Origin of the sequence: uncultured Kriegella sp., from assembly GCF_963975415.1 — a bacterium.
Classification (GTDB): Bacteria; Bacteroidota; Bacteroidia; order Flavobacteriales; family Flavobacteriaceae; genus Kriegella.
Map to the genome: position 1 here is coordinate 33,711 of NZ_CAXBGN010000011.1, position 22,789 is coordinate 56,499.

Sequence of the window (22,789 nt, forward strand, 5' to 3'; positions counted from 1 at the left end):
CAAAATCATTTTTAATCGATTTATAGCACTTTCGTCTTACCGGGAACGGGAATGCTATAGTTGCCGTCGGGGCCGGGCACAGAAGGTGTATCCGCATCCCAGCTGAATTCCTTTGGCAGAATACTCCTAGTGGATTTAAGGGCCTCCTCGACCGTAATTATTTGTCCGGAGTGGATGGCCATTCTACCAATAACAGTTGTCAAGGTAGATTTCGCACCATAGTCAACCTGGTTCAGAGGCCTTTTCTCGATTATCGATTTGATGAAGTCCGACTGGCATTTTTGGGTCGGACCTACTGTCTCCTCTTGATCACGGTATCTCCATATCGGTTCATTGGCGGAATTGTAAATCTCGGATTTTTCGTTGGCGTAACCTTTAGTTCCCTGAATATGGAAACCGACCTTGTTCCATGTATTATCCATTGTTTTAGATTGAACATGCAACTTGATTTTATGAGAGTATTCATATTCGGCGTAATGGTGGTCGTAGGTATTCCCTTGATCGGGGCCATTAAACGATTGCCTTCCCCCTAACCCTTTGGCTACCATCGGATAATCGTTCATAAACCAATTTATTAAATCTATTTGATGAATGGTTTGACCTGCCAATTGGCCTCCCCAGAGCCAAGTAAAGTACCGCCAGTTTCTCACTTGATAGTTCATTTCGGTCTGGCCCGGTTGCCGGGGATGTATTTTAGGGGCACCTACATTGTAATACACATCCAGAGATGTTATATCTCCTATCATACCGTCATCGATCTGCGCTTTCATCTTCTGATAACCGGTTTCATAGCGCAGTTGAAGACCTACTCCCAAATTCAGGTTCTTTTGCTTTGCCAAATCGTTGGCCTCCATAATTTTATAATATCCAGGAATATCAACAAATAAGGGTTTTTCTATAAATACATGCTTATCGGCCTTTACGGCCGCTTCGAGATGGAGCGGTCGAAATGGTGGCGGTGTGGCCAAAAGCACCACATCGCAGCTGTCAATCACCTTTTGGTAGGCATCAAAACCGATGAATTTATTTGAATCGGGAACTTCTACCTGACTCCCGTATGTATTCTTCAAATTCTGGTATGCGCTGTTCAATCTATCCTCGAAAACTTCGCCGAGGGCCACCAGTTTTACGGCAGAAGAGGTCTTGAGCGCCTCATGCGCCGCCCCGGTTCCCCTGCCACCACAGCCTACAAGACCTATTCTGATTTCTTTTTGAGGCTGCATACCGAATGCGTCTATGGGCAATCCTGCCAATAAGGCTCCGCCTACAAGTGCCGTAGCCCCGGATTTTACAAAATTTCTGCGCCCATTGCCCGAGATATCGTTCTCCATAATTTTTGCTTTTTAATAGGTTCGTTCAACTTTCACTCTTCTAGAAACGAAACTTAATTATATCATAAATCAATTCGATAACAAACTAAATTTCACCCATTATTATCGCCTTAGCCAGTAAATTAATTCAAATCGCAAGCCGACCAGAAAATTTAATAAAGGTGTTTTTAGTGAATGTAAATTATGACTATTTTTTCAATACTTCAGGGCAACACTATCTTCGCCCCCCAATTCATCTATAATCCTGACAACTAGATTATCCATTTCGAAAAAAATCTTCAGATACCTAACCGACGTACTACTACATTGTTATTTAATTAACCCCATCATAATAAAGTTAATGACGGGGTTAATTCTATTTATTTTAGTATTATTCTATCACTTCTAACGGCGGAACATTTCTTTCATAGCCATCGTAGCCGTAGTTCTGATTTATTACACCTAATGTATTGGCAGTTATTATATCAGAGGGAATAGGCCAGAGTACATGATAAGGCTCCATACCTGCTGTGTTACCTAATAATGTGACTTGTTTTTCATAGGTTTTATTGTACTTCATTACCCGGTCATAATAATAATTCTTGTCGCCAAAAGCACTAAGGCTATAACCATCTCTATTCAGCTGTGCCAGCATATATGATACCCTTACCAATTCTGAATGTCTTGGAGCTTCTGCAAAAAGCTCCCTTGCCCTTTCGTCAAAAATAAAATCAAGGGTAACATCACCAGACGTTATTGGAATCGCGTTAGCTCTTTGTCTAACCCTGTTAATATCATCTGCGGCATCTGCCAATTGATCCTTCCAATAATAGGCTTCAGCCCTGAGTAAATAAGCCCCAGCCAATCTGAATAAGTACCAGTCACCATTTCCTCCCATAGGTCTTGCCGTAGGGTCATCTTGGGGCACATACATTATATAATGTGGCATTGCATAAATATACTTAAACGTATCAATTGCTTGCGCGAAGTACTCTTCTTTAACCGGTGTTCCGAAATCTACTGAACTAGGATTATTGTACAACAATTCATGCTTATCGACCCAGTTGATATCGGCACGTCTTAAATCCTGTGTATTTTCCCAAGTCTGTCCACCATAATTCCATAAATTATATTGATAATGATGGGTGAGACGAACATTGCAGTTTCCCCTACCCAATGAATCATACATAACCTGACCACTACCGTCAATTGTCATACCAGGCGCACCCTGACTATCCAATACAGCAGGTTGAAACCATTGAGCGTTGTAATTACGCATCGTATATAAACCCTCAGACCTTGCATCGGATGGCGCTTCAAACCTATCAACGACAGCAAGTATTGTTTCTCTATTTTCAGAAGAATTGAAGTTTTTGGGACGATGAAGGTCCCAAATCAGGTTTCGGTTTGAATCAGCTACATCAACACCAAATCTATTTTCCATTAAGGCATAAGGCCCCTCGATAACTTTGTCTATGCTAGCAATAGCTTGGTCAAAATTGCTGTTTGCCAAATACACCTTTGTCAGCAAATAATTCGCCGCTCCTTTAGAGATATCCCCTGGCCCAGCAACATCGGGCAACCATTGTGCGGCAAATTCCAAATCTTCCTCCAACTGTGTCAAAATAGTCCATCTGCTGGTTGTCTGAAAATCAAGTTTTTCGCCCGTAATTTCCTCATTTACATAAGGAACATCACCATAAGTATTTACCAATCGATAATACCAATACGCTTTGTGCCATAAGGCTTCCGCTAAAATTGCATTTCGGTCGTCCTGACTATCCCACTCAATATCATCTATTCTCGAGATAGCGACGTTTGCATTCTTGATATGTCCGAATGTATCGGTAAAAAAATCTAAAAAAGGATAATATTGCGATTGATTCGGCGTAAGCTTGTGGAAATCAAGCTGCGACCATGGAGACGCTAAATCAGAAGCTGAATACTCAGCGGCTATAGAGTTCAAATATCCGGTATTTTCACTTTTTAATGCCTTTCTCAAGGTATATAGCATTGACTCAAACCCTTCCTTATCCACATACACATTTTCAGGGCTGAAAAATGATAAAGGTTTTGGCTCTAACCAATCTTTCGAACATGAGGTAATCATGACAAACATAACCAAACCTAATATTGCAAGTTGTTTTTGTATTTTATTCATCTTTAAGGTTATTTAAGGTTATTATAATGTTATACTAAATCCTAATGAATATGTCTTTGTCAACGGATTGTTCAGCGATTCCGGATCCCATCCCGGCCATTTGGAAAAAGTGTATATATTATGTCCAGAGAAGAATATTCTGGCATTAGTCATGCCATTGCGCTTCAAAAATTCAGAAGGTACATTGTATGACAGGGTTACATCCTGTACCCTTACAAAAGCATTTGGCTTATATATCTGGATTCCTCCACCATATACTGTGGTATTGGTAATTAAACGCGGATAATCATTAATTGGATTATCTGCTGTCCAATAGGGAATATTCACTTCATTTCTTCTATCATAAGTATCGCTACCCCCATTTCGAAGCGCATAAGAGAATGCTCCTAGTTGACCAAATTCACCTCTTAGAAAAATTGAAGCAGAAAAGTGTTTTAAGAAATTAAACTGATTTCTCATTCCCAGTCTAAACCGAGGTTCCGTATACCCAATAAACTGTTTATCGGTTAATTCATCATACGTTCCGTCACCATCAATATCTTCAACTTTCCAGTCTCCCGGCTCTAATCCAACCGCGGCAGCGGCGTCAGCCTCATCAACTTGCCAGATTCCCAAGGTTTTATAATCCCAAACGGCATCAATGGCTTGACCAGGAAACCATTCATTTGTATAGTCTGGCAATTCAACACCATTTTCATCAAAATTGCTGAATAATTTATTAATCTTATTTCGGTTAAGAGCAAAAGTAATATTCGTTTTCCATGTTAAATTCTCATTACTGACATTAACTGTATTTAGCGTCATTTCTACACCACTGTTCTGTAGCTCACCAAGGTTGGATAATATCGAAGAATATCCGGTAATTTCAGGTAATTTTCGTTCCATTAGAAGATCTACTGTTTTCATGAAATAGACATCAGCGGCAAAATTTATACGGTTATTGAACATGCCCATGTCAAGACCAAAATTGAGCGATTCCGTTTTCTCCCAACGCAACGACTTATTAGCTAAAGTACTATTGTATACGCCAACCTGGGTATTGGTTCCGTCATAGTAAATATCTGATTCTGTTTGCGCCAATGATCCATAAATATCGATATCGCGGTTACCGTTTATACCCCAAGACGCTCGGAGTTTCATTTGATTTATTTTGTAAACATTGAAAAAACCTTCATCTGAAACTTTCCAGGCCAAGGCAACAGCAGGGAATACAGCCCTCGGATTTTCTTGTCCGAATGCAGAATACCCATCTCTTCTCACAGATGCCGTTAGAAGGTATTTATCATTAAATACATAATTTAATCGTGCCATTGATGCATCAGCAGTAGATTCTCTGTCGTTGGTACTCACTGCGGGGTTTACACCATACTGAAGGCCATTATAACCAAGGTTTTGATTTGGCGTAAATTGCTCATTCTGTAAATACGAATACGTAGACTTATTTTGTTCTGCACTTTGTAGCAAAGTTAAATCGAAGGAATGCGAACCATATGTTTTCTTCCATGTAATAATATTATCCAATATCCAGTTAAAGGAAGAATACTCTTCCCTTGTGGCGTACCCGCTTTGACCACCGGTTATTGTTTCAGACGACCAAAAATTGTAATCTCCCGAAAATTCAAATCTAGGCTGGAAAGATAATTTATACTTAATACCGAATGGCAATTGAATATTGGTATATAAGGTACTAAATAACGAATTAATTTTATTGGAACGATCTTGTCCGTAATAGTCTAGTAAAGGATTCGCAACGGTAAAGTCATTGGGGTATCTTTTTATGGTTCCATCTTCATTATATTCCGAACCATACGGACTCATACGATACATATCGCCTAAATCTGCCGCAACCGAACTTTCATCCCTATTTGTGAATTGTGTATTCATCCCAATATCCATCCATTTCGTAGGTTTGAAATTTAAATTCAAACGTGTCGTTAAGGCAGAATAGTCATCACCGAGAACAATACCTTCATTTTCCATATAGCCCATAGACCAGAAATAGGTAAACTCGTCAGTTCCTCCATTTATGCTCAAATCATATTTTAGCTGAACGGCTCCCTTACGTATAACTTTATCATACCAATCAACTGAATTTCCGTTGATATAGTTTTCCATTTCGACAGGGAAAAAAGTAAGTCTGGTTAACCATTCCCTGGTATTATCGGCATTCGGATTATTACTTGCACCTCTCCATTGATCAAGGCTTACACCCGTTGGCAACTGGTTTGGATTGTCATAATAAAAAGAAGGAGAACTCGTATCAAGTGCTCTCTTCACATCTTGTCGAAAAGTAAGATATTGATCGGCATCGTTAGGTGCAAATTTGTTTGTTGTACTTACCACTCCAAGCTGTGATGTGAAATTGATGCTAGTTTTCCCTTTGGTTCCACCTTTTGTTGTAATCAAAATTACGCCTGAAGATGCCCTAGATCCATAAACAGCAGCAGAACTAGCATCTTTTAAGATATCAATTGATTTAACATCGGAAGGATTTATATCACGCAAACTTCCATTGTAAATAGAACCATCAACAACAATCATCGGTTGGGTCGATGCATTTAATGAATTGGCCCCCCTAACTTCAATTGCTCCTCCTCCAGCAGCAGTAGTCCCCTGAGTCATGTTCAACCCTGCAACGGTACCTTGTAACATATCGGTAATTTGCGTCATATGTTGATCCTTGTATGTTTCGGAACTTACATTTGCTACCGACCCCGTAAGGTCACTTTTTTTCATAGTACCATAACCGACAACTACCACTTCATCTAGACTATTGGCATCTTCTTCTAGAGTAATGTCTAAGGAAGTTTGGTTCGTTACTTCAACTTCCTTAGTCATAAAACCCAAATAAGAGACCAGAAGCGTAGTGTTTTGATTTTCTAATTGAATTGAAAAATTACCATCAAAATCTGTTTGCGTACCATTCGTTGTTCCTTTTTCAACAATATTGGCACCAGGTAATGGTTGTCCTTCTTGGTCGACCACAATACCACTTATCTGCTGCTGCGGTAATTTCCCATAGACAACAACGTTTGGCGTAGCACTAAAAACGTTTGTAAAAAACAAAAGAATAAAAGCTCCCATCACGTTCATTAGCACCTTCCTTCCCAAATAAACAAAGGCATAATTTGATTTAATTTTCATAGTTTTTTTATTAGTTAGTTAATCGCTTATTTAATTTGTCAAGCAAAAAAGAAAAAAGGGTATAGCTCAACACTATTCAATTGCGGGACTCATAGGGCCGGCCTATTTTAATATGATTTTTAAAATGAGATACTCCAAGTTAGTTCCCACATCACCGTTTACCTCTTTAAGTATTAATCAACGAACTCCCGCAACGGCAAACTTCCTGATCGAAAATTCACCAACTATCTAGCACGAATCGGAATATCATCACCATTATCATATGAATATCTAGCGTTAACCAAAGTATCTAACCAGCTAAGTTCTTTGTCCATATAATGTGTGTTACATATACTGTGTTTTACAAATTCTGTTCAATCAAGAAAAGGCAAACTAAACCAATGGTCTCTTAAGATCCATTTAGAAGAGATGCCGATGCCCTATCCAAATACAACCAAGTTTTGTTGTGTAGTCTTAATGCGGTGCCCGGAACCTCGGGACCGATTTCAGATTCAACTGATTTTTTTACAGCAACAGCCTTACGACTATCAGGTACACTTGCAATTATTGCTTCCGATTTCAACACCTGCTTCACCGACATACTAATAGCCTGCTTAGGAACATCTTTTAAAGAATCAAACCAACCTTCGCCAAGCTGTTGCTCCCTACAAGCTTTGTCTAAATCAGCAACGAAATAGGCTTCTTCTCTTTCAAAATCCGCTGGTGGATCATTAAAGGCTAAATGACCATTTTCACCTATACCGACAAAGGCTACGTGAATTTGAATACTGGATAGTATCTTTCCAATCCTATTACATTCATCTAAGGGATTTTCAACATCGCCCTCTATGTAATAGAACTTTTTGATAGGCACCAAGTCAACAAATCTTTCCTTCAAGTATTTACGAAATGAGGCTTTGTGTGTATTTGGCATCCCCACATATTCATCAAGATGAAAGCCTGTTACTTTTGACCAGTCTACGTTCTCTTTTATAAGTTCTGACAACATCTCAAACTGTGATGCGCCAGTTGCTACAATTACATTTGCCTCACCATCTTTTTCAATTGCGTTTCGAATCAATTCCGCGCCCCGCTTCGCCGCGCTTTCACCCAGTTCTTGTTTGTCATTTGAAATTACAATCTCCATACTCTAAGCTTTTATTTTGTGAAATTTGTTTTATATGTTATGGAAGAATCCCAGTTCTCTTTCTTCTTTCCAATTGCCTCGAGTAAAATCAGGGAATTTGATAGGTATGCTGCCCAGTTCCACCGATAATTTGGTAAGCGGCAAAATTACGGACCAGTCAACCCCGTTATAGACATTCATATCCATGGGATATCCATTATTCAAATTTTGAATTAAACGGAAGAACATAATGTAATCCATACCTCCATGGCCTCCTTGCTCTTGTGCATCTTCCTTCATTTTGCGCCAAATCGGATGTTCATATTTTTCTTGCATTTCCTTAAACTTTTCTTCGCTTAGCCAATCATGACCAAGACCTTCGTCGTACAGCGACAAGCGGCTAGGATACCCTTCATGATATGCTTTACTTCCTGACAAAGCGTTAATGCGGCTATAGGGGCGAGGGGAAACGACATCGTGCTGTAGTAGTATAGATCTTCCTTTTACCGTTTTTATCATGGAACTGTTCATATCTCCATGAGAAAAGTTTTTTTTATTATAAAAATCGTTGTCAGGTGATGATTGTGCAGCATATTGATGCAAAGACTCTTCTGAAGAATCCATTGAAACAAGATAATCGAACCGGTCGCCATTGCCGATGTGCATATAATTAGCGATCGGACCCAATCCATGGGTTGGATATAGATTTCCATGCATTTCGGCATGTAACCTTAACCGCCATTGTTTGTAATAAGCACTAGTGGCAGGGTCATCGCTTTTTACGAACAATTTTTGTAACAAGGAATGAATGTAGCCTCCTTCCGCATGGGTTAACGAACCAAAGACATTGTTCTTAACCATATTCAATACCCAAAGTTCTTCTTCCCCATAACAGCAATTTTCAAGCATCATACAGTGGCGTTGGGTTTTTTCAGCAGTGTTGACAATGTCCCATGACTCTTGAATAGTAAGTGCAATCGGAACTTCCGATACGACATGTTTACCTTGTTCCATTGCATAAACTGCCATGTGCGCATGTTCGGTGGGAGGCGTGGCAACAACTACTAAATCAACATCTTCTCGTTTTACCATATCCCTCCATATTTCTTCGTCACCGAAATACAAATCAATAGACTGCTTTTTTTTGTTCAATTTATTCAGCAGTTCTAATGCTCTTTTAGCTCTACTTTCCCTAACATCGGCAATAGCAACTATTTTCGCATTAGGCTGTAATGAATTAATATTCTTCACATGGCCGTACCCTCTGTTGCCAACTCCTATAACACCTATTCTCACCTGTTTAATGGGGTCGTGCCTTAAACCGATTGCAGAGTTACCACTAGCTTGCGGTGTTTTACCAAGGTTAGCAATTCTTTTTTGAATTTCATCGTGGGCAAAAAGTCCTTGTGTCGAAAGTCCCAAAAATCCGGTACTCAATGCAGATAGCCTGATAAAATTTCTTCGAGTTTGATTTTTCATTTGACCATTTTGTTTATTAGTCCTGTTCTTTTTTTCAACCTACTTATGTTGCTTTATACTTACAACATATGTTCTTTATAGAAATTCGCCGTTTAAACAGAATTGCACACCTCAATTCGGTTTACAATTTGCTGCAACATTCCAATAAGTCGAATTATTTTGAGGGTTTTCAGTAAGTCTTTGTATTCGCTGAACAAGTATTTCAATCCAATTATTTTTCTATGAAAAACGTAAATGATATTTCAATACCAACCTTGTAAATCAATTCATTGTTCCTGTAAATCTATCGAAACAATAATAAATACGCAAACGTTTGTTTATTAATTACGCTTTAACAAAAATGAGGTTATAAATATAATACATTGATAATCTTTTAGTTCAAATATTCATGTTATGCAAAATCTAAGAAATGTTTCAGCATATTGAGTAATTAATTTATATAATTACACATACGTTTGCGTAAAAATGTAATCGTATTATTGATTACTTTTGCGGAATGGGAAACACACGTATAACGATGACAGGTCTTGCCAAAATCTTGGGCGTATCTACATCTACTGTTTCAAGAGCATTAAAGGACCATCACAGCATTGGAGAGGAAACACGTGAGAAAATAAAAAAAACAGCATTAAAACTAGGTTATATACCCAATTCCGTTGCATCAAATTTAAGAAGAAGAAAAACCAATCATATCGGTGTAATAGTGCCGAGAATTGACCGGTATTTTCATTCATCTTCAATAAGTGGAATTGAAGAAGTTGCAAATGAAGCCGGTTATTACGTTTCGATTTTCCAAACCAAGGACTCCTATATAAAGGAGGTAGAAAGTGTAGGTATTCTGATGTCCAATAAAGCAGATGGAATTATAGCCTGCTTAGCTTTAGAAACATCAGATGTACAACATTACAAACAGTTGACAAACACTCAAATTCCCCTCGTCTTGTTTGATCGTGTCAGCAACGACCTAGAATCAAACAAAGTATTGATCAATGATTACGATGCCGCTTTTAAAGCTTGTGATCATCTCGCTAAAACTGGTTGTAAAAAAGTAGCCCATATTGCAGGAAATTTAAATTCCTCAATATTTAAAGCCCGACTAGAAGGTTATAAGGCCGCTTTGACCAAAAACAATTTAACTATCGATGAAGACCTGATTTTCTACGGTAACATCCTTAGCGAAGAAGAAGGACGCCTTTTTGCCAATGAGCTATTAGACATGGACACAAGACCGGATGGCATTTTTTGTGCCAACGACATAACTGCTGTTAGTGTGATCCAAACAGCTAGAGAAAGAAAATTTTCTGTCCCCCAAGATATCGCCGTTGTAGGATTTAGTAATACCCCCGTGTCTAAAATCATTCAACCTTCATTAACAACGATAGAAGACCATGCCTTTGAAATGGGGCAGGCTTCAGCGCGCCTACTTATCAAACAAATTGAAGATAAAGATCAAAATATAGTTTCTGAAACTATAATTATCCGCAATGAACTAATAATAAGGGAATCAACAGTATCCTTAGAATAATTGCGAGCAATTTCTTGATTCGTGAAAATCTTGACCAAATTTCCAGTCAAAGTCTTTACCCTCAAGAATAGCATTACGACCACAATTCCCACGTTCACTTTTCTGCTGGCAGTATATTGTGCATCAGCTATTGCCTGTTGACTAGTATAAAGACCCAAGGTTTCTCCACCATCGGGAGTATGCCTTTTATAGTCTCCAAACCTCCTTTCTTCAAAATTCATTTGATAAACCAACATCAATGGCATAAAACGTATTGTCTTACCCCTTAAACTCTTTTAATTTATCTTCAATTTTTAATTTATAGCACTTTCGCCTTACCGGGATTGGGAATGCTATAGTTGCCTTCGGGGCCATGCACCGAGGGCATATTCGCATCCCAATCAAATTCTTTGGACAAAATGCTTTTTTTTAGATTTTAGGGCTTCTTCTACCATAATTATTTGTCCGGAGTGGATGGCCATTCTGCAATAATAGTGGTCAAGGTAGATCTTGCCCCATATTCTACTTGATTGAACGGTCTGCCATCAATGATCGAATTCATAAAATCAAACTGGCATTTTTGGGATGCACCGAGGGTCTCGTCTTTGTTACAGTGTGCCCAAATCAATTCCCTTCAGTATCATATATTTTAAATTTTTCATCGGCATAACCTTTAGTTCCCTGAATACGGAAACCGACCTTGTTCCATGTATTATCCATTGTTTTAGATTGAACATGCAACTTGATTTTATGAGAGTATTCATATTCGGCGTAATGGTGGTCGTAGGTATTCCCTTGATCGGGGCCATTAAACGATTGCCTTCCCCCTAACCCTTTGGCTACCATCGGATAATCGTTCATAAACCAATTTATTAAATCTATTTGATGAATGGTTTGACCTGCCAATTGGCCTCCCCAGAGCCAAGTAAAATACCGCCAGTTTCTCACTTGATAGTTCATTTCGGTCTAGCCCGGTTGCCGGGGTGGTATTTTAGAAGCGCCTACATTGTAATACTCATTCAGAGATGTTATATCTCCAATACCCCCCTTCAATCTTTTGCTTCAACAACTGATAACCAGTTTCATATATCAACTGCAAATCGACAACCATACCTAGATCCCTTTGTCGAGCCATTTCACTACAATTCTTAACCTTATGGCACCCCGGAATATCAACAAATAAGGGTTTTTCTATAAATTCACGTAAATTGACCTTAGCCGCAGCTTCAAGGTGCAGAGGTCGAAACGGCAGGGCGTGGCCAAGAGTACCACATCGCAACTATCGATTACTTTTAAGCACCAAAACCTAAAAACTTCCTAGAATCGGGAACTTCTACCTGATTACCGTAAGTATTTTTTAAATTCTGGCGGGCACTTTCAATCTATCTTCAAAGACTTCACCAATAGCTACCAGTTTTACGGCAGAAGAGGTTTTGAACGCCTCATGCGCCGCCCCGGTTCCCCTGCCACCATAGCCTGTAAGACCAATTTAATTTCTTTTTGAGGCTGCATACCAAATGCGTTTATGAGTAATCTTGCCAATAAGGCAACGCCCCCAAGGACCGCAGCGCTATTCTTTACATAATTCCTGCGACCCTTGTCCGCTTTTTTTCTTTTATGATTTGTTATTATTTTGATTTACGAGAGCACCGGCCCTTTCTTATTCTACCTGCTCTTTATAATGTTTGAACTGACTGTTATCTTTTAGGGTTGTATACGATAGGCAAAATAAAATTCTCTGAAGAGCTACAAGGTCCGAAAGCCATACCCTAAAACCCCCATTTTATTTTTTATCATCAAAAACCAATCCTTGTAACCAAACGAATACCCTGTACAACTAGAAACAATCTCTTTCTAACTACTCATCTTCCAAACAGTGTTCCTCATCACCATGTAGCACTAATGTCGTTCAAATTTATACGGGTTGTTCAATACTCCTTCGTATCATAATGAACATAATTTGTTGGCCCATGTCATATCTTTCTGACCTACGCCTTTACCAATACTGCAAACTTTCTTTTGACCGTGTAGCCCTACTGACATCTATACACCTAATAGCGAGAAACTTAATACCTACCATAGTTAACCTCCTACAAGTTCTTTAAGACATTAAAATATTATAAATCAATTATTAAAAAAAAGGTGTTAATTCTTACAAATTGATTATCTTCATTCGCAACAGTTTACCAAACAACCAAGCATATGACCAAAACTACTGTTTGGAAACAGTTTTATTTTTTGCTGATTATACTCCCGGTAGTAATAAGTTCCTTAGTAATAATTGGCTGGTTGTTCGATTCCCAAATTATTCTGGAGTATGTGGCGGGCGACGGGGGTATGAAATTTAATACAGCCCTATTTTTTTTCCTAATTTCCATCATCTTATTCGACAACAAGAAAAAATTTCTTCCCAAATTTATCAATTATAGTATTCTAATTTTTGTTGCTTCTGTCAGTTTCTTTACGCTTTTGGAATATCGCTATGAATTCTCCTTCACACTTGACAATCTAGTTGTCTATGATCGCTATACCGACTTATATCCTGGTAGAATGTCGATAGGTACCGCAATAGGTTTTCTAATACTGGTTTCCGGTTTAATCTTGAAAAAACCTTCAATAAGGCGATATACAGTCGTTGCACAGCTATTTTTTGCAATGGTAATTTCACTTGCTGTGATAACGATTATCTCATACACCTTAAATATTCCCATCGAAAATAAGTCTACTTTCATTGAGACCATGGCCGTAAATACCGCCATATTGTTTTTACTTCAAGCTTTTATCGCTTCTCTTAAGAATAAGCACATCGGACTGTTTTCCATATTTTTTGGTAATCTTCAGGGTTCTCAAATTCTAAAAAACCTTCTTCCGGTCATCGTATTGATACCGATTATTTTCAGCTACATATTGCTTATCTTATTGAACAATTCACTTGTAAAGACTGATTTTGGAATAGTACTTTATACGGTAGTTTTAATTATTGCTACCATTTCGAGCACTGCCTATATTTCTAAGAATTTGAACAAGACCGATTTTAAACGAAAAAAGTTAGAGTTGGTGTTAAACGAAACGAATGCCTCATTAACTCAATTCAAACAAGCTTTTGACAGGGTTTCATTGATCGTAATGACAGATATCGCCGGATATATTATCGAAGTGAATGACAAATTCTGCCAAACTTCTCAATATTCAAGGGAAGAATTAATTGGAAAAAAACTATCTATTATTAAGTCTAGTCATCATTCAACTGCATTTTTCGGCAATTTATGGAAAAATATATCTGCCGGGAATGTATGGCATGGTGAAATAAAGAACAAAGCTAAGGATGGTTCCTTTTTTTGGGTAAATACAGCCATTGTCCCTTTTCATGGTGCCGATAACAAACCATCGGGATACCTTGCCGTAAATAATGAAATTACGGAAAAAAAATATCAGAAAATCTAGCTAGTAAACTGACATCAAGTCTAATAGAAAAAAATAAGGATCTTGAACAATTCGTCTATATCGCTTCACACGATCTTCAAGAGCCATTATCTACCATTTCAAGTATCAGTAAAATGCTTAGTACGGAATATAGAGATACTTTAGATGAGAACGGTCAATCTTATATTGATTTTATATCGGGAAGTGTTTCTAGAATGCATTTACTTGTAAAAGATTTGATGGATCATTCTAGACTGGGAAAAGAGTTTAAATTTTATCATATCGATACCAATGAAATCGTTAATCAGATTCAGAAAGACTTGTCAAAAAAAATTAAAGAATCGAAAACCACTATTATTGTTGAAGATTTGCCCGATATTTTTGGAAATGAAGCCATCATAAGACAGTTGTTTCAAAACCTACTTACGAATGCTATTAAATTTAGGGAAAAAGACATACACCCTATTATTACTATTAAGGGTGGAGAAAATAAAACACATTGGCAGTTCTCAGTATCGGATAATGGTATCGGCATCAAGAAAAAAGACCGCATAAAGATTTTTAAAATATTTCATAGATTACATAGACATGAGGTATACAAAGGCACTGGTATAGGTCTTGCTAATTGCAAAAAAATCGTCGAAATACATCATGGTAAAATTTGGGTAACACCAAATGAATCTCGAGGATGTACCTTTATATTTACTATCAATAAAAAACTAAACAATGAAAATTCCAAAATCAGTAATGCTAATCGATGACAATCAATCGACCAACTTCATCCACTCAATAATTCTCAAGAGCATTCTTTCCCCAGAGCAGATTATTGTACACGACATGGCCGAGGATGCGTTAAATTATTTAAAAGAAAATAATAAACCTGAAATAATCTTTTTAGATATAAATATGCCGGGCATGGACGGTTGGGAGTTTTTAGAAGAGTATGAAAAGTCTCAATTGTCTCAAGATGGTTCTATTATCATTGTAATGCTCACCACTTCTTTGAACCCTGATGACGAAAAAAGAATACAAAATTATCGCTCGGTCAAAGGCTTTGAAAATAAACCTTTAACCACAGAAAAGCTAAAAGACATGTTTGATAAATATTTAACCGATTAATAGCAGTTTACCACCATTGACCCGATTCCCTTAAAAAATTCGGTAAAGGTTCTGAATTATTAGGATGCGTTGAGGCAATTTTCCCTTCCCCACTCTTGACACCTAACTACCAAAAATAATATTGAAAAAACATCGTGTTACAACGCGTATGCCGCTTCATGCCGTGTTTATTTGTTTCTTTTTGTTATTTGTTCGAATTTGCACCTGTGCCGCTATCGCGCATGCACTTTATACAAGTGACCCATTGCCTAGTAAAGCAGTGAAAGTCAGAAAAAAATAAACTTCAAAAGGTATTGACACCAACACTAAGTTCCAATCATAGTTATCTCTAGCCGCTCAATGGCAACTCATTTTAAACCCTTATTGAAAACACCACGTATTCCCTGCATAAAATTGCAGTACAGTACAGGATGCTAATATCTTAAAACCCTATTAATATTGTGATATGAGATAATAAAAGAATAGTTTTAAAGAAAATTCATGACAAACAAAGTTCGAATACGACTGGGCCAATATGTAGCGCTACTCTGTACACTTGCCATAATAACCTCTTGCAAACCAAAGAAAAAAGAAAAAGTCGAGGAACCACAAAAGACAACAAAGCCGAACGTATTGGTGCTTTTAACCGACCAATGGCGTGCCCAGGCTACAGGATACGCCGGTGACCCTAATATCAAGACACCAAACCTCGATGAACTTGCCGCTAAAAGTGTAAATTTTGAAAATGCCGTATCTGGTATGCCGGTCTGTTCCCCATTTAGAGCCTCACTTTTAACTGGTCAGCGACCTCTGACCCATGGCGTCTTTATGAATGATGTACAACTCGACACCAATGCGCTCACTATTGCAAAAGTTTTTAAAAAGGAAGGCTATGCCACCGGATATATCGGTAAATGGCATTTAGACGGACATGGGAGACTGCAGAACGTCGCCCCCGGAAAGCGAAGACAGGGTTTTGATTTCTGGAAAGGGAACGAATGTACCCACGATTATAATCATTCGGTGTATTATGAAAATGAGGACCCAACACGAAAGACTTGGGAAGGCTATGATACATTCGAGCAGACCGATGCTGCCATCGATTATTTCAAAAAAAGGAAGTCGGCAGAGAATCCGTTTATGATGATTGTTTCCTACGGCACCCCACACGCCCCATACCACACCGCTCCCGAAGAATATCGCAAGCGATTTGACTCTGCTAAGATCCAACTCCGCAGAAATGTGCCGGACAGTTTAAAAGAACGAGCCAAAAAAGATTTGGCCGGGTATTACGCCCATATAGCTGCATTGGACGATATGATCGGTAAGGTGATAAAAAATCTAAAAGATTCCGGACAATTCGATAATACGATTATTGTTTTTACTGCCGATCATGGAGATTTATTGGGCTCCCATGGGGCCTATAAGAAACAACAGCCTTATGAAGAATCGGCAAGGGTACCCATGTTGTACCGTATTCCCGAAAATCTAAAAATCGCCCCGGGAAAACGTGAAGCCTTGATGAATTCAGAAGATATTATGCCCACGCTTCTGGGGCTGTGCGACATTGCGATACCAAATACTGTAGAAGGCATAGATTATAGACCTTATATGGAGGGAAAAGCGCAAGTGGGGGAAGCCACTTTATTGACCTGCGTACAACCCTTTGGCCAATGGAACAAGGTGCAGCATGGCGGCAGGGAGTACAGGGCCATAAAGACGCGACAATATACGTATGCTCGAGATTTAGATGGTCCGTGGTTGCTTTTCGACAATAGCAATGACCCGTACCAATTGACCAATCTAGTGGGTAACGAGGGGCATGCTACCCTACAAGACGATATGGAGAAATTGCTTTTGGAACGATTGAAAGAAACTGGCGATGAATTTCTGCCCGGTATGGAATACATTAAAAAATGGGGATATCCTGTAGACGAAACCGGCACCGTACCCTATACTCATTAGTGCCGAAATAGCATCAACAAGTAAACACAGCCCACCATTTGTCCGTAATCAAAATGCAACAATGAAAATAAAATTTCTTATCCTTCTAACCGTGATGTTCTCTTTGAACATCTCTTATTCCAATGCCGAGATAAACGTGCCACTTGCCATTGACCGACTTCGAGTGGAGTATCATGAAAATCCCGAAGGAATAGATATCGAAAAACCAAGATTCAGCTGGGTCTTGACAGGGGAAGGTAGAAGTCGGTACCAATCTGCATACCGCATCATTGTTGCTTCGAGCTTAGCGGAATTAGAAAAGGATCATGCAAACATTTGGGACAGCGGCAAGACCACATCCAACCAAACGAATCAAATTACGTATAGCGGTAGTTCACTTTCTTCAAATACCAAGTATTATTGGAAAGTAAAAGTATGGGACGAAGCAGGGCAAGAATCGCGATGGAGCGAAGCGGCACATTGGTCGATGGGTCTGTTGCGTTTTTCTCAATGGAAAGGCCTCTTTATTGGGCATGATGTGGGATATGACAAAACGGATAAATACGACAGTTTATACCTCCCCCCTGCCCGCTATTTGCGTAAATCGTTTAAGACATCCAAAAAAATAAAAAGAGCGATAGCACATACAACTGCCCTTGGTCTTTACGAACTTCGTTTGAATGGCAAAAAGGTGGGTGACTCCTATTTGCTTCCGGGGTGGACAGATTACAATAAACGACTGCATTATCAAACCTTTGACATCACTGACCAGATACAGCAAGGCGAAAATGTTATAGGTGCTATTATCGCTGATGGTTGGTATGCGGGTTATGTCGGTTATGCCCTATTGGTCCGTTTAGATAAAGTACGTGAGTTTTATGGAGTAAACCCGTCTTTTATGGGACAAATACATCTGGAATACGAAGATGGAACTTCTGAAATCATAGCTTCCGATAGGTCATGGAAAACCAGTCAGGGGCCCACCCGTGAAGCCGATATTCTGATGGGGGAAACCTATGATGCCCGATTGGAGAATTCAGGTTGGGATTCTAATGGTTTTGATGATCGTACTTGGAAAGCCCCAAAAATCTACACCTACCCCAACGGACGTCTACAGGCGCATCCGGGAACTTTAATAAAAAACACGGAGCGCCTAAGACCCATTGCCCTAACAGAACCACAGCCGGGAACATTTGTTTTTGATCTCGGCAAGAACATTGCCGGCATTGCTTCCCTGAGAGTGGAAGGAGCCAAAGGCACCAAAGTGCAACTTCGCTTTGGGGAAATTTTAAAAAGTGACGGTAACATTCAAACCGAGAACCTCAGACAGGCGCGCGCAACCGACACCTATATCTTAAAAGGTGAGGGTGTGGAAACCTGGCAACCGAAGTTTACCTATCACGGCTTTCAATACGTAGAAGTTACCGGATATCCTGGCAAGCCAGATTTGAATGCGATTACAGGACTGGTTTTAAGTTCCATAGAGACAGATGCGAGTACCTTTAATTCCTCGAATGCCATGAACAACACCCTATTTGAAAATATAAAGACTACCCAAAGTGCAAACTTTATTGAAGTTCCAACGGATTGTCCGCAACGGGATGAACGCCTAGGGTGGACCGGAGATGCTCAGACCTATATGCGTTCAGCAACCTATAATGCCGACGTCGCCGCCTTTATGACAAAATTCTTGGTTGATCTTGATGACGCACAGCGTTGGTATGGCGCCTACCCCAACTTTGCGCCTTTCCCTTATTCAAGACCCGACCAATATTCACCTGCTTGGATGGATGCCGGGGTTATTATACCGTACAACATGTATAAGGTTTACAATGACACACGTATTTTAGAATATATGTACGATGGTATGCAAAAATTTATGCAATTTCAGGCCGATGCCAGTACCGGCTATTTAAGACCTGGGGGAGGGAACAATTGGGGCGATTGGCTTTCGGTAAATGAAAAAACAAGCAATGATTTTGTCGGCGCCTCTTTTTACGGTTACGATGCCAAATTGATGGCTGAAATGGCCGAGGCATTGGGTAAAACAGAAGATTTTAAAAAGTATGCGTCCTTATTCAAAAGTATAAAAAAAGCATTTACCGAAAAATACATTCTTGCAAACGGTCATACTACGGAAGACACGCAGACCTCGTATGCGCTTGCCCTGTATTTTGACCTATACCCCGAAGCGCTTGCACAAAAAGGCGCTGACCGTCTAGCTCAAAAGATAAAAGCAAACGGCAACAAATTTACCACCGGTTTTTTAGGAACAAAACATGTGATGTTGGCCTTATCAAAATATGGTCATAACGAATTGGCCTATACCCTCTTCAAACAGACAGAATATCCCAGCTGGGGGTATTCGGTAGTCAATGGAAGTACTTCTATTTGGGAACGTTGGAACAGCTATACCAAAGATGATGCCGTCAATTCAGACCTCAACGCAAAAATGAACTCCTTCAGCCATTATGCCTTCGGCTCGGTTGCCGAATGGATGTTTCAACATGCCATCGGAATCGATACCGAAGATTCCGGCTATAGAAACATCATCATAAAACCCGCCATTAGCCAACAAATGAACCATCTTAGAGGAAGTTATCAAAGTATCAATGGCACCATAGCTTCCGCTTGGCACTGGAAAGGGGACAAATTTACGATGAATATTGAAATTCCTATAAACACCACAGCCAAGGTACATCTTCCCACTAAAAACATGAGCGGCATCAAGGAAGGAAATAAGCGTATTTCTAATATATCGGACATCAAAGTTCTACAATCCAATGACCATGAAACCATACTTCAAGTTGGATCCGGAAGGTATTCCTTTAGTGCAAAATTAGTATTATGAACAGCTTTTAGATTACAGCGCACTATAGAAAATAGATTTTTCCCAAAGAAAAAAATCAAAGCGATAGCAGTCAAAAATATTCCAATTCTTTGATTCACTTTGTATTGACGTTCTGATTTGCAGCGTCATAGGAAATATGACCGGTAGACCCTTGTCCTAATATCTCGTATCGTTTCTTCGGAATCTGGTTGCGATGTTGTGCTACTACCTCAACATATTGGGGCTTATCGATTACATTAAACCATTCTTGAGAATCATTGCTATGGTCATAAAACTCCTCGGAACCATCGTTGTATTGAATAAAGCGATATCCTTCCGACACAATGGCATAATTGCCAGGGCCAAAACTTGTTCTGGCGTAATGGGGCCATTCAACCTCAGGGTTTTCAAATAATGGCACCAAGGAATTTCCCTCGTGCGTCGGATCTGGTTCGAGTCCACTTAGGGCCAGCAACGTAGGATAGATATCCAACAGTTGGGCTGGCTTGTTGCAAACTACTCCCTCTGGGATTCCAGGACCCATGATAATTAAGGGCACGCGGGCACCATCTTCCCACAAACTACGTTTGGCAAAGCGTTCTTTTTCACCCAAATGAAAACCATGATCGCTAAATAGTACTACATATGTATTCGTACCATAATCACCATTATCCAATGCCGTTAAGACGCGACCTACCTGTTCGTCAACAAAACTTACGCAAGCCAGGTAAGACTGTACCAGTGGTTTCCAGGCATCATTTTCGGTAACCCATTCATAGGGTGGTGATACATGTTTCAAACGGGTAATATCCACCCCATACGAAGAGATATCATTCAAATCGTCAGTAATGGTTCTTGGTAACCGTAGCGAATCTAAAGGATACATATCGAACCACTTTTGCGGAACAAATTGGGGTACATGGGGACGATAAAATCCGACCCCCATCCAAAAGGGTTCGCTTCGCTTTTCAGCCAACCGGGCCTCTGCCCAGCTAGCAATGTGATAGTCGGGCATTTGATCATCACGGTCGGGAAATGCACCCCAGTCCCACAATGGATGTCCCGGATAATTACTGATTTTCTCATCGGGCATAGGACCAAAACCTCCGAATTGACCAGCATAATTCGGTATATGGGCTTCATTGATTCCTTTACCATTATGGAATAATTTTCCTGCGGCAAATACCTCATATCCTTCTTTTTCAAATCGTTTGGGCATGACCACGCTTTTGCTGGCCACAGGAGATTCGGTGATGTCGGGGTTTAAGAAGTAAATACCCGAGGTGCTGGGATACAGGGAAGTCATCACACTTGCCCGCGAAGGATTACAGACCGGGGCCTGACAATGCGCATTGCTAAAAAGCATCCCGCGTTGGGCCAGCCGATCCATGTGAGGTGTCTTAGCCTGCGGATGACCTCCCAAAACACCGATCCAATCATTTAGGTCATCAACGGCAATGACCAAAACATTGGGCTTTTCCAGTCTTTTTACATTCTCTTTTTTTTTATTCGTATTGCAAGCTCCTAGAACAAACAAGAGGATCAAAACAGAAATAATCCTGTTTTTTCCAGACATTAATTTATCAAAAAGTATCAAAACGGAATTTTGGTTTAGTGAATATGCAGTAATTTATCACTTTTTTTAGATCCATTTTGAACCCTGTACCCTTTTTAGAGAAAAGAGCGTTTAATTCCTTTTGCCCAGTAGAGTCATTTGAAAGTCTCCAAATCTTATTGACAGCTATGTACGTGACGGTCGGCCACTTCATAAATCCATATCAATTGATCAAGTAATTACGCACATTATTTTAAATCTGATACCGTTTTTAGCCATATTCAGATTATACCTATAATGAATTTTACAAAACTTAGATTTCATCAAACAATCAAATTGCAAGTCTCAACGGAATCTAAATCACAGTTAAAACACTGTTTATGAGGTTTTACTCATTTTTAGCCCAGAAATTAAATAGGAAAACAAGTACAAGAGAATATTCATCAAAGCCCCAAAACCGAGAAAAAAGTGTCTTTATGGCTTTCCCCAATGGGAATACGTATGTCATTGATCACGATTCTATTTCGCTGTACCGTGTTTATGTAATTCACATTGACCGCAAACGATTTGTGTACCCTTAAAAATTGGTTGGGCGGAAGTCTATCCAATAGTTCCCTAAAACTCATAAGTGTCAGTATAGCTTTGTTTGTATTGGTGATGTGTATTTTTAAATAATCTTTTAAACCTTGAATATACTCAATATCATCTAAGTTAATTTTGATACTTTCATACTCTGCCTTGACAAAAATAAATTTTTGGGATTCATTGGTTTCCCCATGTGATGAAAATATGTTGCTTTCCAAAGGTTTTTCATGGCTTGTCAACAGTTCCTTACTTCTTGAAACAGCCTTTATAAATCGATGGTACGGTATCGGTTTTACCAGATAGTCGACAGCGTTCAGCTCAAACCCTTCAACGGCATATTGCGAATAGGCCGTAGTAAAAATAAATAGCGGCCTATTGTCAAGTGAATTTATAAAATCAATACCGCTGATCTGCGGCATTTCGATATCGCAAAATATCAAATCGGCCTTTTTCTCCTTTATTACAGCAATAGCTTCCAGCGGATTGGTAAAGGTTCCCAGTACCTCCACAAAATCGATTTTACTACAATAGTCTACCAAGATTTCAATAGCTAGGGGTTCATCGTCAATGATAATACATTTCATCTGTTCGTTTTTGTTAGTTTATTAGGGTCTGAGGAAACCCACCAATCCATTTGCGTCGTATATTACA

At 39.3% G+C, this 22,789-nt stretch carries 14 protein-coding genes; 6 read left to right on the top strand and 8 right to left on the bottom strand.

Going from position 1 to position 22,789, the window contains the following annotated elements; genetic code table 11:
• Window positions 1–20: 20 nt before the first annotated feature.
• From AACZ88_RS19310 to AACZ88_RS19330, 5 genes are all read right to left on the bottom strand, one after another.
• On the bottom strand, window positions 21–1,331 hold the full coding sequence (locus tag AACZ88_RS19310) for a Gfo/Idh/MocA family oxidoreductase (protein ID WP_339713961.1): 1,311 nt from the start codon (window positions 1,329–1,331) through the stop codon (window positions 21–23).
• 370 nt (window positions 1,332–1,701) lie between these two features.
• Window positions 1,702–3,471 (bottom strand): RagB/SusD family nutrient uptake outer membrane protein, encoded by a 1,770-nt coding sequence (locus tag AACZ88_RS19315; protein ID WP_339713964.1) that lies wholly within the window; start codon window positions 3,469–3,471, stop codon window positions 1,702–1,704.
• Between the two features lie 21 nt (window positions 3,472–3,492).
• On the bottom strand, window positions 3,493–6,615 hold the full coding sequence (locus AACZ88_RS19320) for a SusC/RagA family TonB-linked outer membrane protein (protein WP_339713967.1): 3,123 nt from the start codon (window positions 6,613–6,615) through the stop codon (window positions 3,493–3,495).
• Window positions 6,616–7,003: 388 nt separating this feature from the next.
• The gene (locus AACZ88_RS19325) at window positions 7,004–7,741 is read right to left on the bottom strand and encodes a glucosamine-6-phosphate deaminase (RefSeq protein WP_339713970.1); all 738 of its coding nucleotides are present in this window, start codon (window positions 7,739–7,741) and stop codon (window positions 7,004–7,006) included.
• A gap of 30 nt (window positions 7,742–7,771) precedes the next feature.
• Window positions 7,772–9,199: a Gfo/Idh/MocA family oxidoreductase gene (locus AACZ88_RS19330; protein WP_339713972.1), complete on the bottom strand. Its 1,428-nt coding sequence runs from the start codon at window positions 9,197–9,199 to the stop codon at window positions 7,772–7,774.
• Between the two features lie 496 nt (window positions 9,200–9,695).
• On the opposite strand from AACZ88_RS19330, the gene AACZ88_RS19335 reads away from it, so the two are divergent.
• Complete coding sequence (locus AACZ88_RS19335) at window positions 9,696–10,724, top strand: LacI family DNA-binding transcriptional regulator (RefSeq protein WP_339713975.1); 1,029 nt, start codon at window positions 9,696–9,698, stop codon at window positions 10,722–10,724.
• 603 nt (window positions 10,725–11,327) lie between these two features.
• Here AACZ88_RS19335 and AACZ88_RS19340 read toward each other — a convergent pair.
• On the bottom strand, window positions 11,328–11,663 hold the full coding sequence (locus AACZ88_RS19340; protein ID WP_339713977.1) for a Gfo/Idh/MocA family oxidoreductase: 336 nt from the start codon (window positions 11,661–11,663) through the stop codon (window positions 11,328–11,330).
• Window positions 11,664–12,905: 1,242 nt separating this feature from the next.
• Between AACZ88_RS19340 and AACZ88_RS19345 the strand changes: the two genes are divergently transcribed.
• The 5 genes from AACZ88_RS19345 to AACZ88_RS19365 all read left to right on the top strand — a co-directional run bounded on the left by AACZ88_RS19345 (window position 12,906) and on the right by AACZ88_RS19365 (window position 20,019).
• Window positions 12,906–14,147: a PAS domain S-box protein gene (locus tag AACZ88_RS19345; RefSeq protein WP_339713979.1), complete on the top strand. Its 1,242-nt coding sequence runs from the start codon at window positions 12,906–12,908 to the stop codon at window positions 14,145–14,147.
• 23 nt (window positions 14,148–14,170) lie between these two features.
• On the top strand, window positions 14,171–14,887 hold the full coding sequence (locus AACZ88_RS19350) for an ATP-binding protein (protein WP_339714261.1): 717 nt from the start codon (window positions 14,171–14,173) through the stop codon (window positions 14,885–14,887).
• Window positions 14,853–15,245, top strand: a complete 393-nt coding sequence (locus tag AACZ88_RS19355) for a response regulator (RefSeq protein ID WP_339713981.1) — start codon at window positions 14,853–14,855, stop codon at window positions 15,243–15,245. The genes AACZ88_RS19350 and AACZ88_RS19355 overlap by 35 nt, the downstream gene beginning before the upstream one ends.
• Window positions 15,246–15,725: 480 nt before the next feature.
• Window positions 15,726–17,189 (top strand): sulfatase, encoded by a 1,464-nt coding sequence (locus AACZ88_RS19360; RefSeq protein ID WP_339713984.1) that lies wholly within the window; start codon window positions 15,726–15,728, stop codon window positions 17,187–17,189.
• Between the two features lie 61 nt (window positions 17,190–17,250).
• Complete coding sequence (locus tag AACZ88_RS19365) at window positions 17,251–20,019, top strand: family 78 glycoside hydrolase catalytic domain (RefSeq protein WP_339713986.1); 2,769 nt, start codon at window positions 17,251–17,253, stop codon at window positions 20,017–20,019.
• Between the two features lie 94 nt (window positions 20,020–20,113).
• Here the strand turns inward: AACZ88_RS19365 and AACZ88_RS19370 are convergent, their stop codons facing one another.
• Both AACZ88_RS19370 and AACZ88_RS19375 read right to left on the bottom strand, forming a co-directional pair.
• Window positions 20,114–21,595, bottom strand: a complete 1,482-nt coding sequence (locus AACZ88_RS19370; protein WP_339713988.1) for a sulfatase — start codon at window positions 21,593–21,595, stop codon at window positions 20,114–20,116.
• 401 nt (window positions 21,596–21,996) lie between these two features.
• Window positions 21,997–22,722, bottom strand: a complete 726-nt coding sequence (locus tag AACZ88_RS19375) for a LytTR family DNA-binding domain-containing protein (RefSeq protein ID WP_339713990.1) — start codon at window positions 22,720–22,722, stop codon at window positions 21,997–21,999.
• Window positions 22,723–22,789: the final 67 nt, after the last annotated feature.

Bases quoted from the DNA above. Each gene is read 5' to 3' on its own strand.
- AACZ88_RS19310 (WP_339713961.1), bottom strand. From the start codon at position 1,331: ATGGAGAACGATATCTCGGGCAATGGGCGCAGAAATTTTGTAAAATCC.
- AACZ88_RS19315 (WP_339713964.1), bottom strand. From the start codon at position 3,471: ATGAATAAAATACAAAAACAACTTGCAATATTAGGTTTGGTTATGTTT.
- AACZ88_RS19320 (WP_339713967.1), bottom strand. From the start codon at position 6,615: ATGAAAATTAAATCAAATTATGCCTTTGTTTATTTGGGAAGGAAGGTG.
- AACZ88_RS19325 (WP_339713970.1), bottom strand. From the start codon at position 7,741: ATGGAGATTGTAATTTCAAATGACAAACAAGAACTGGGTGAAAGCGCG.
- AACZ88_RS19330 (WP_339713972.1), bottom strand. From the start codon at position 9,199: ATGAAAAATCAAACTCGAAGAAATTTTATCAGGCTATCTGCATTGAGT.
- AACZ88_RS19335 (WP_339713975.1), top strand. From the start codon at position 9,696: ATGGGAAACACACGTATAACGATGACAGGTCTTGCCAAAATCTTGGGC.
- AACZ88_RS19340 (WP_339713977.1), bottom strand. From the start codon at position 11,663: ATGAACTATCAAGTGAGAAACTGGCGGTATTTTACTTGGCTCTGGGGA.
- AACZ88_RS19345 (WP_339713979.1), top strand. From the start codon at position 12,906: ATGACCAAAACTACTGTTTGGAAACAGTTTTATTTTTTGCTGATTATA.
- AACZ88_RS19355 (WP_339713981.1), top strand. From the start codon at position 14,853: ATGAAAATTCCAAAATCAGTAATGCTAATCGATGACAATCAATCGACC.
- AACZ88_RS19360 (WP_339713984.1), top strand. From the start codon at position 15,726: ATGACAAACAAAGTTCGAATACGACTGGGCCAATATGTAGCGCTACTC.
- AACZ88_RS19365 (WP_339713986.1), top strand. From the start codon at position 17,251: ATGAAAATAAAATTTCTTATCCTTCTAACCGTGATGTTCTCTTTGAAC.
- AACZ88_RS19375 (WP_339713990.1), bottom strand. From the start codon at position 22,722: ATGAAATGTATTATCATTGACGATGAACCCCTAGCTATTGAAATCTTG.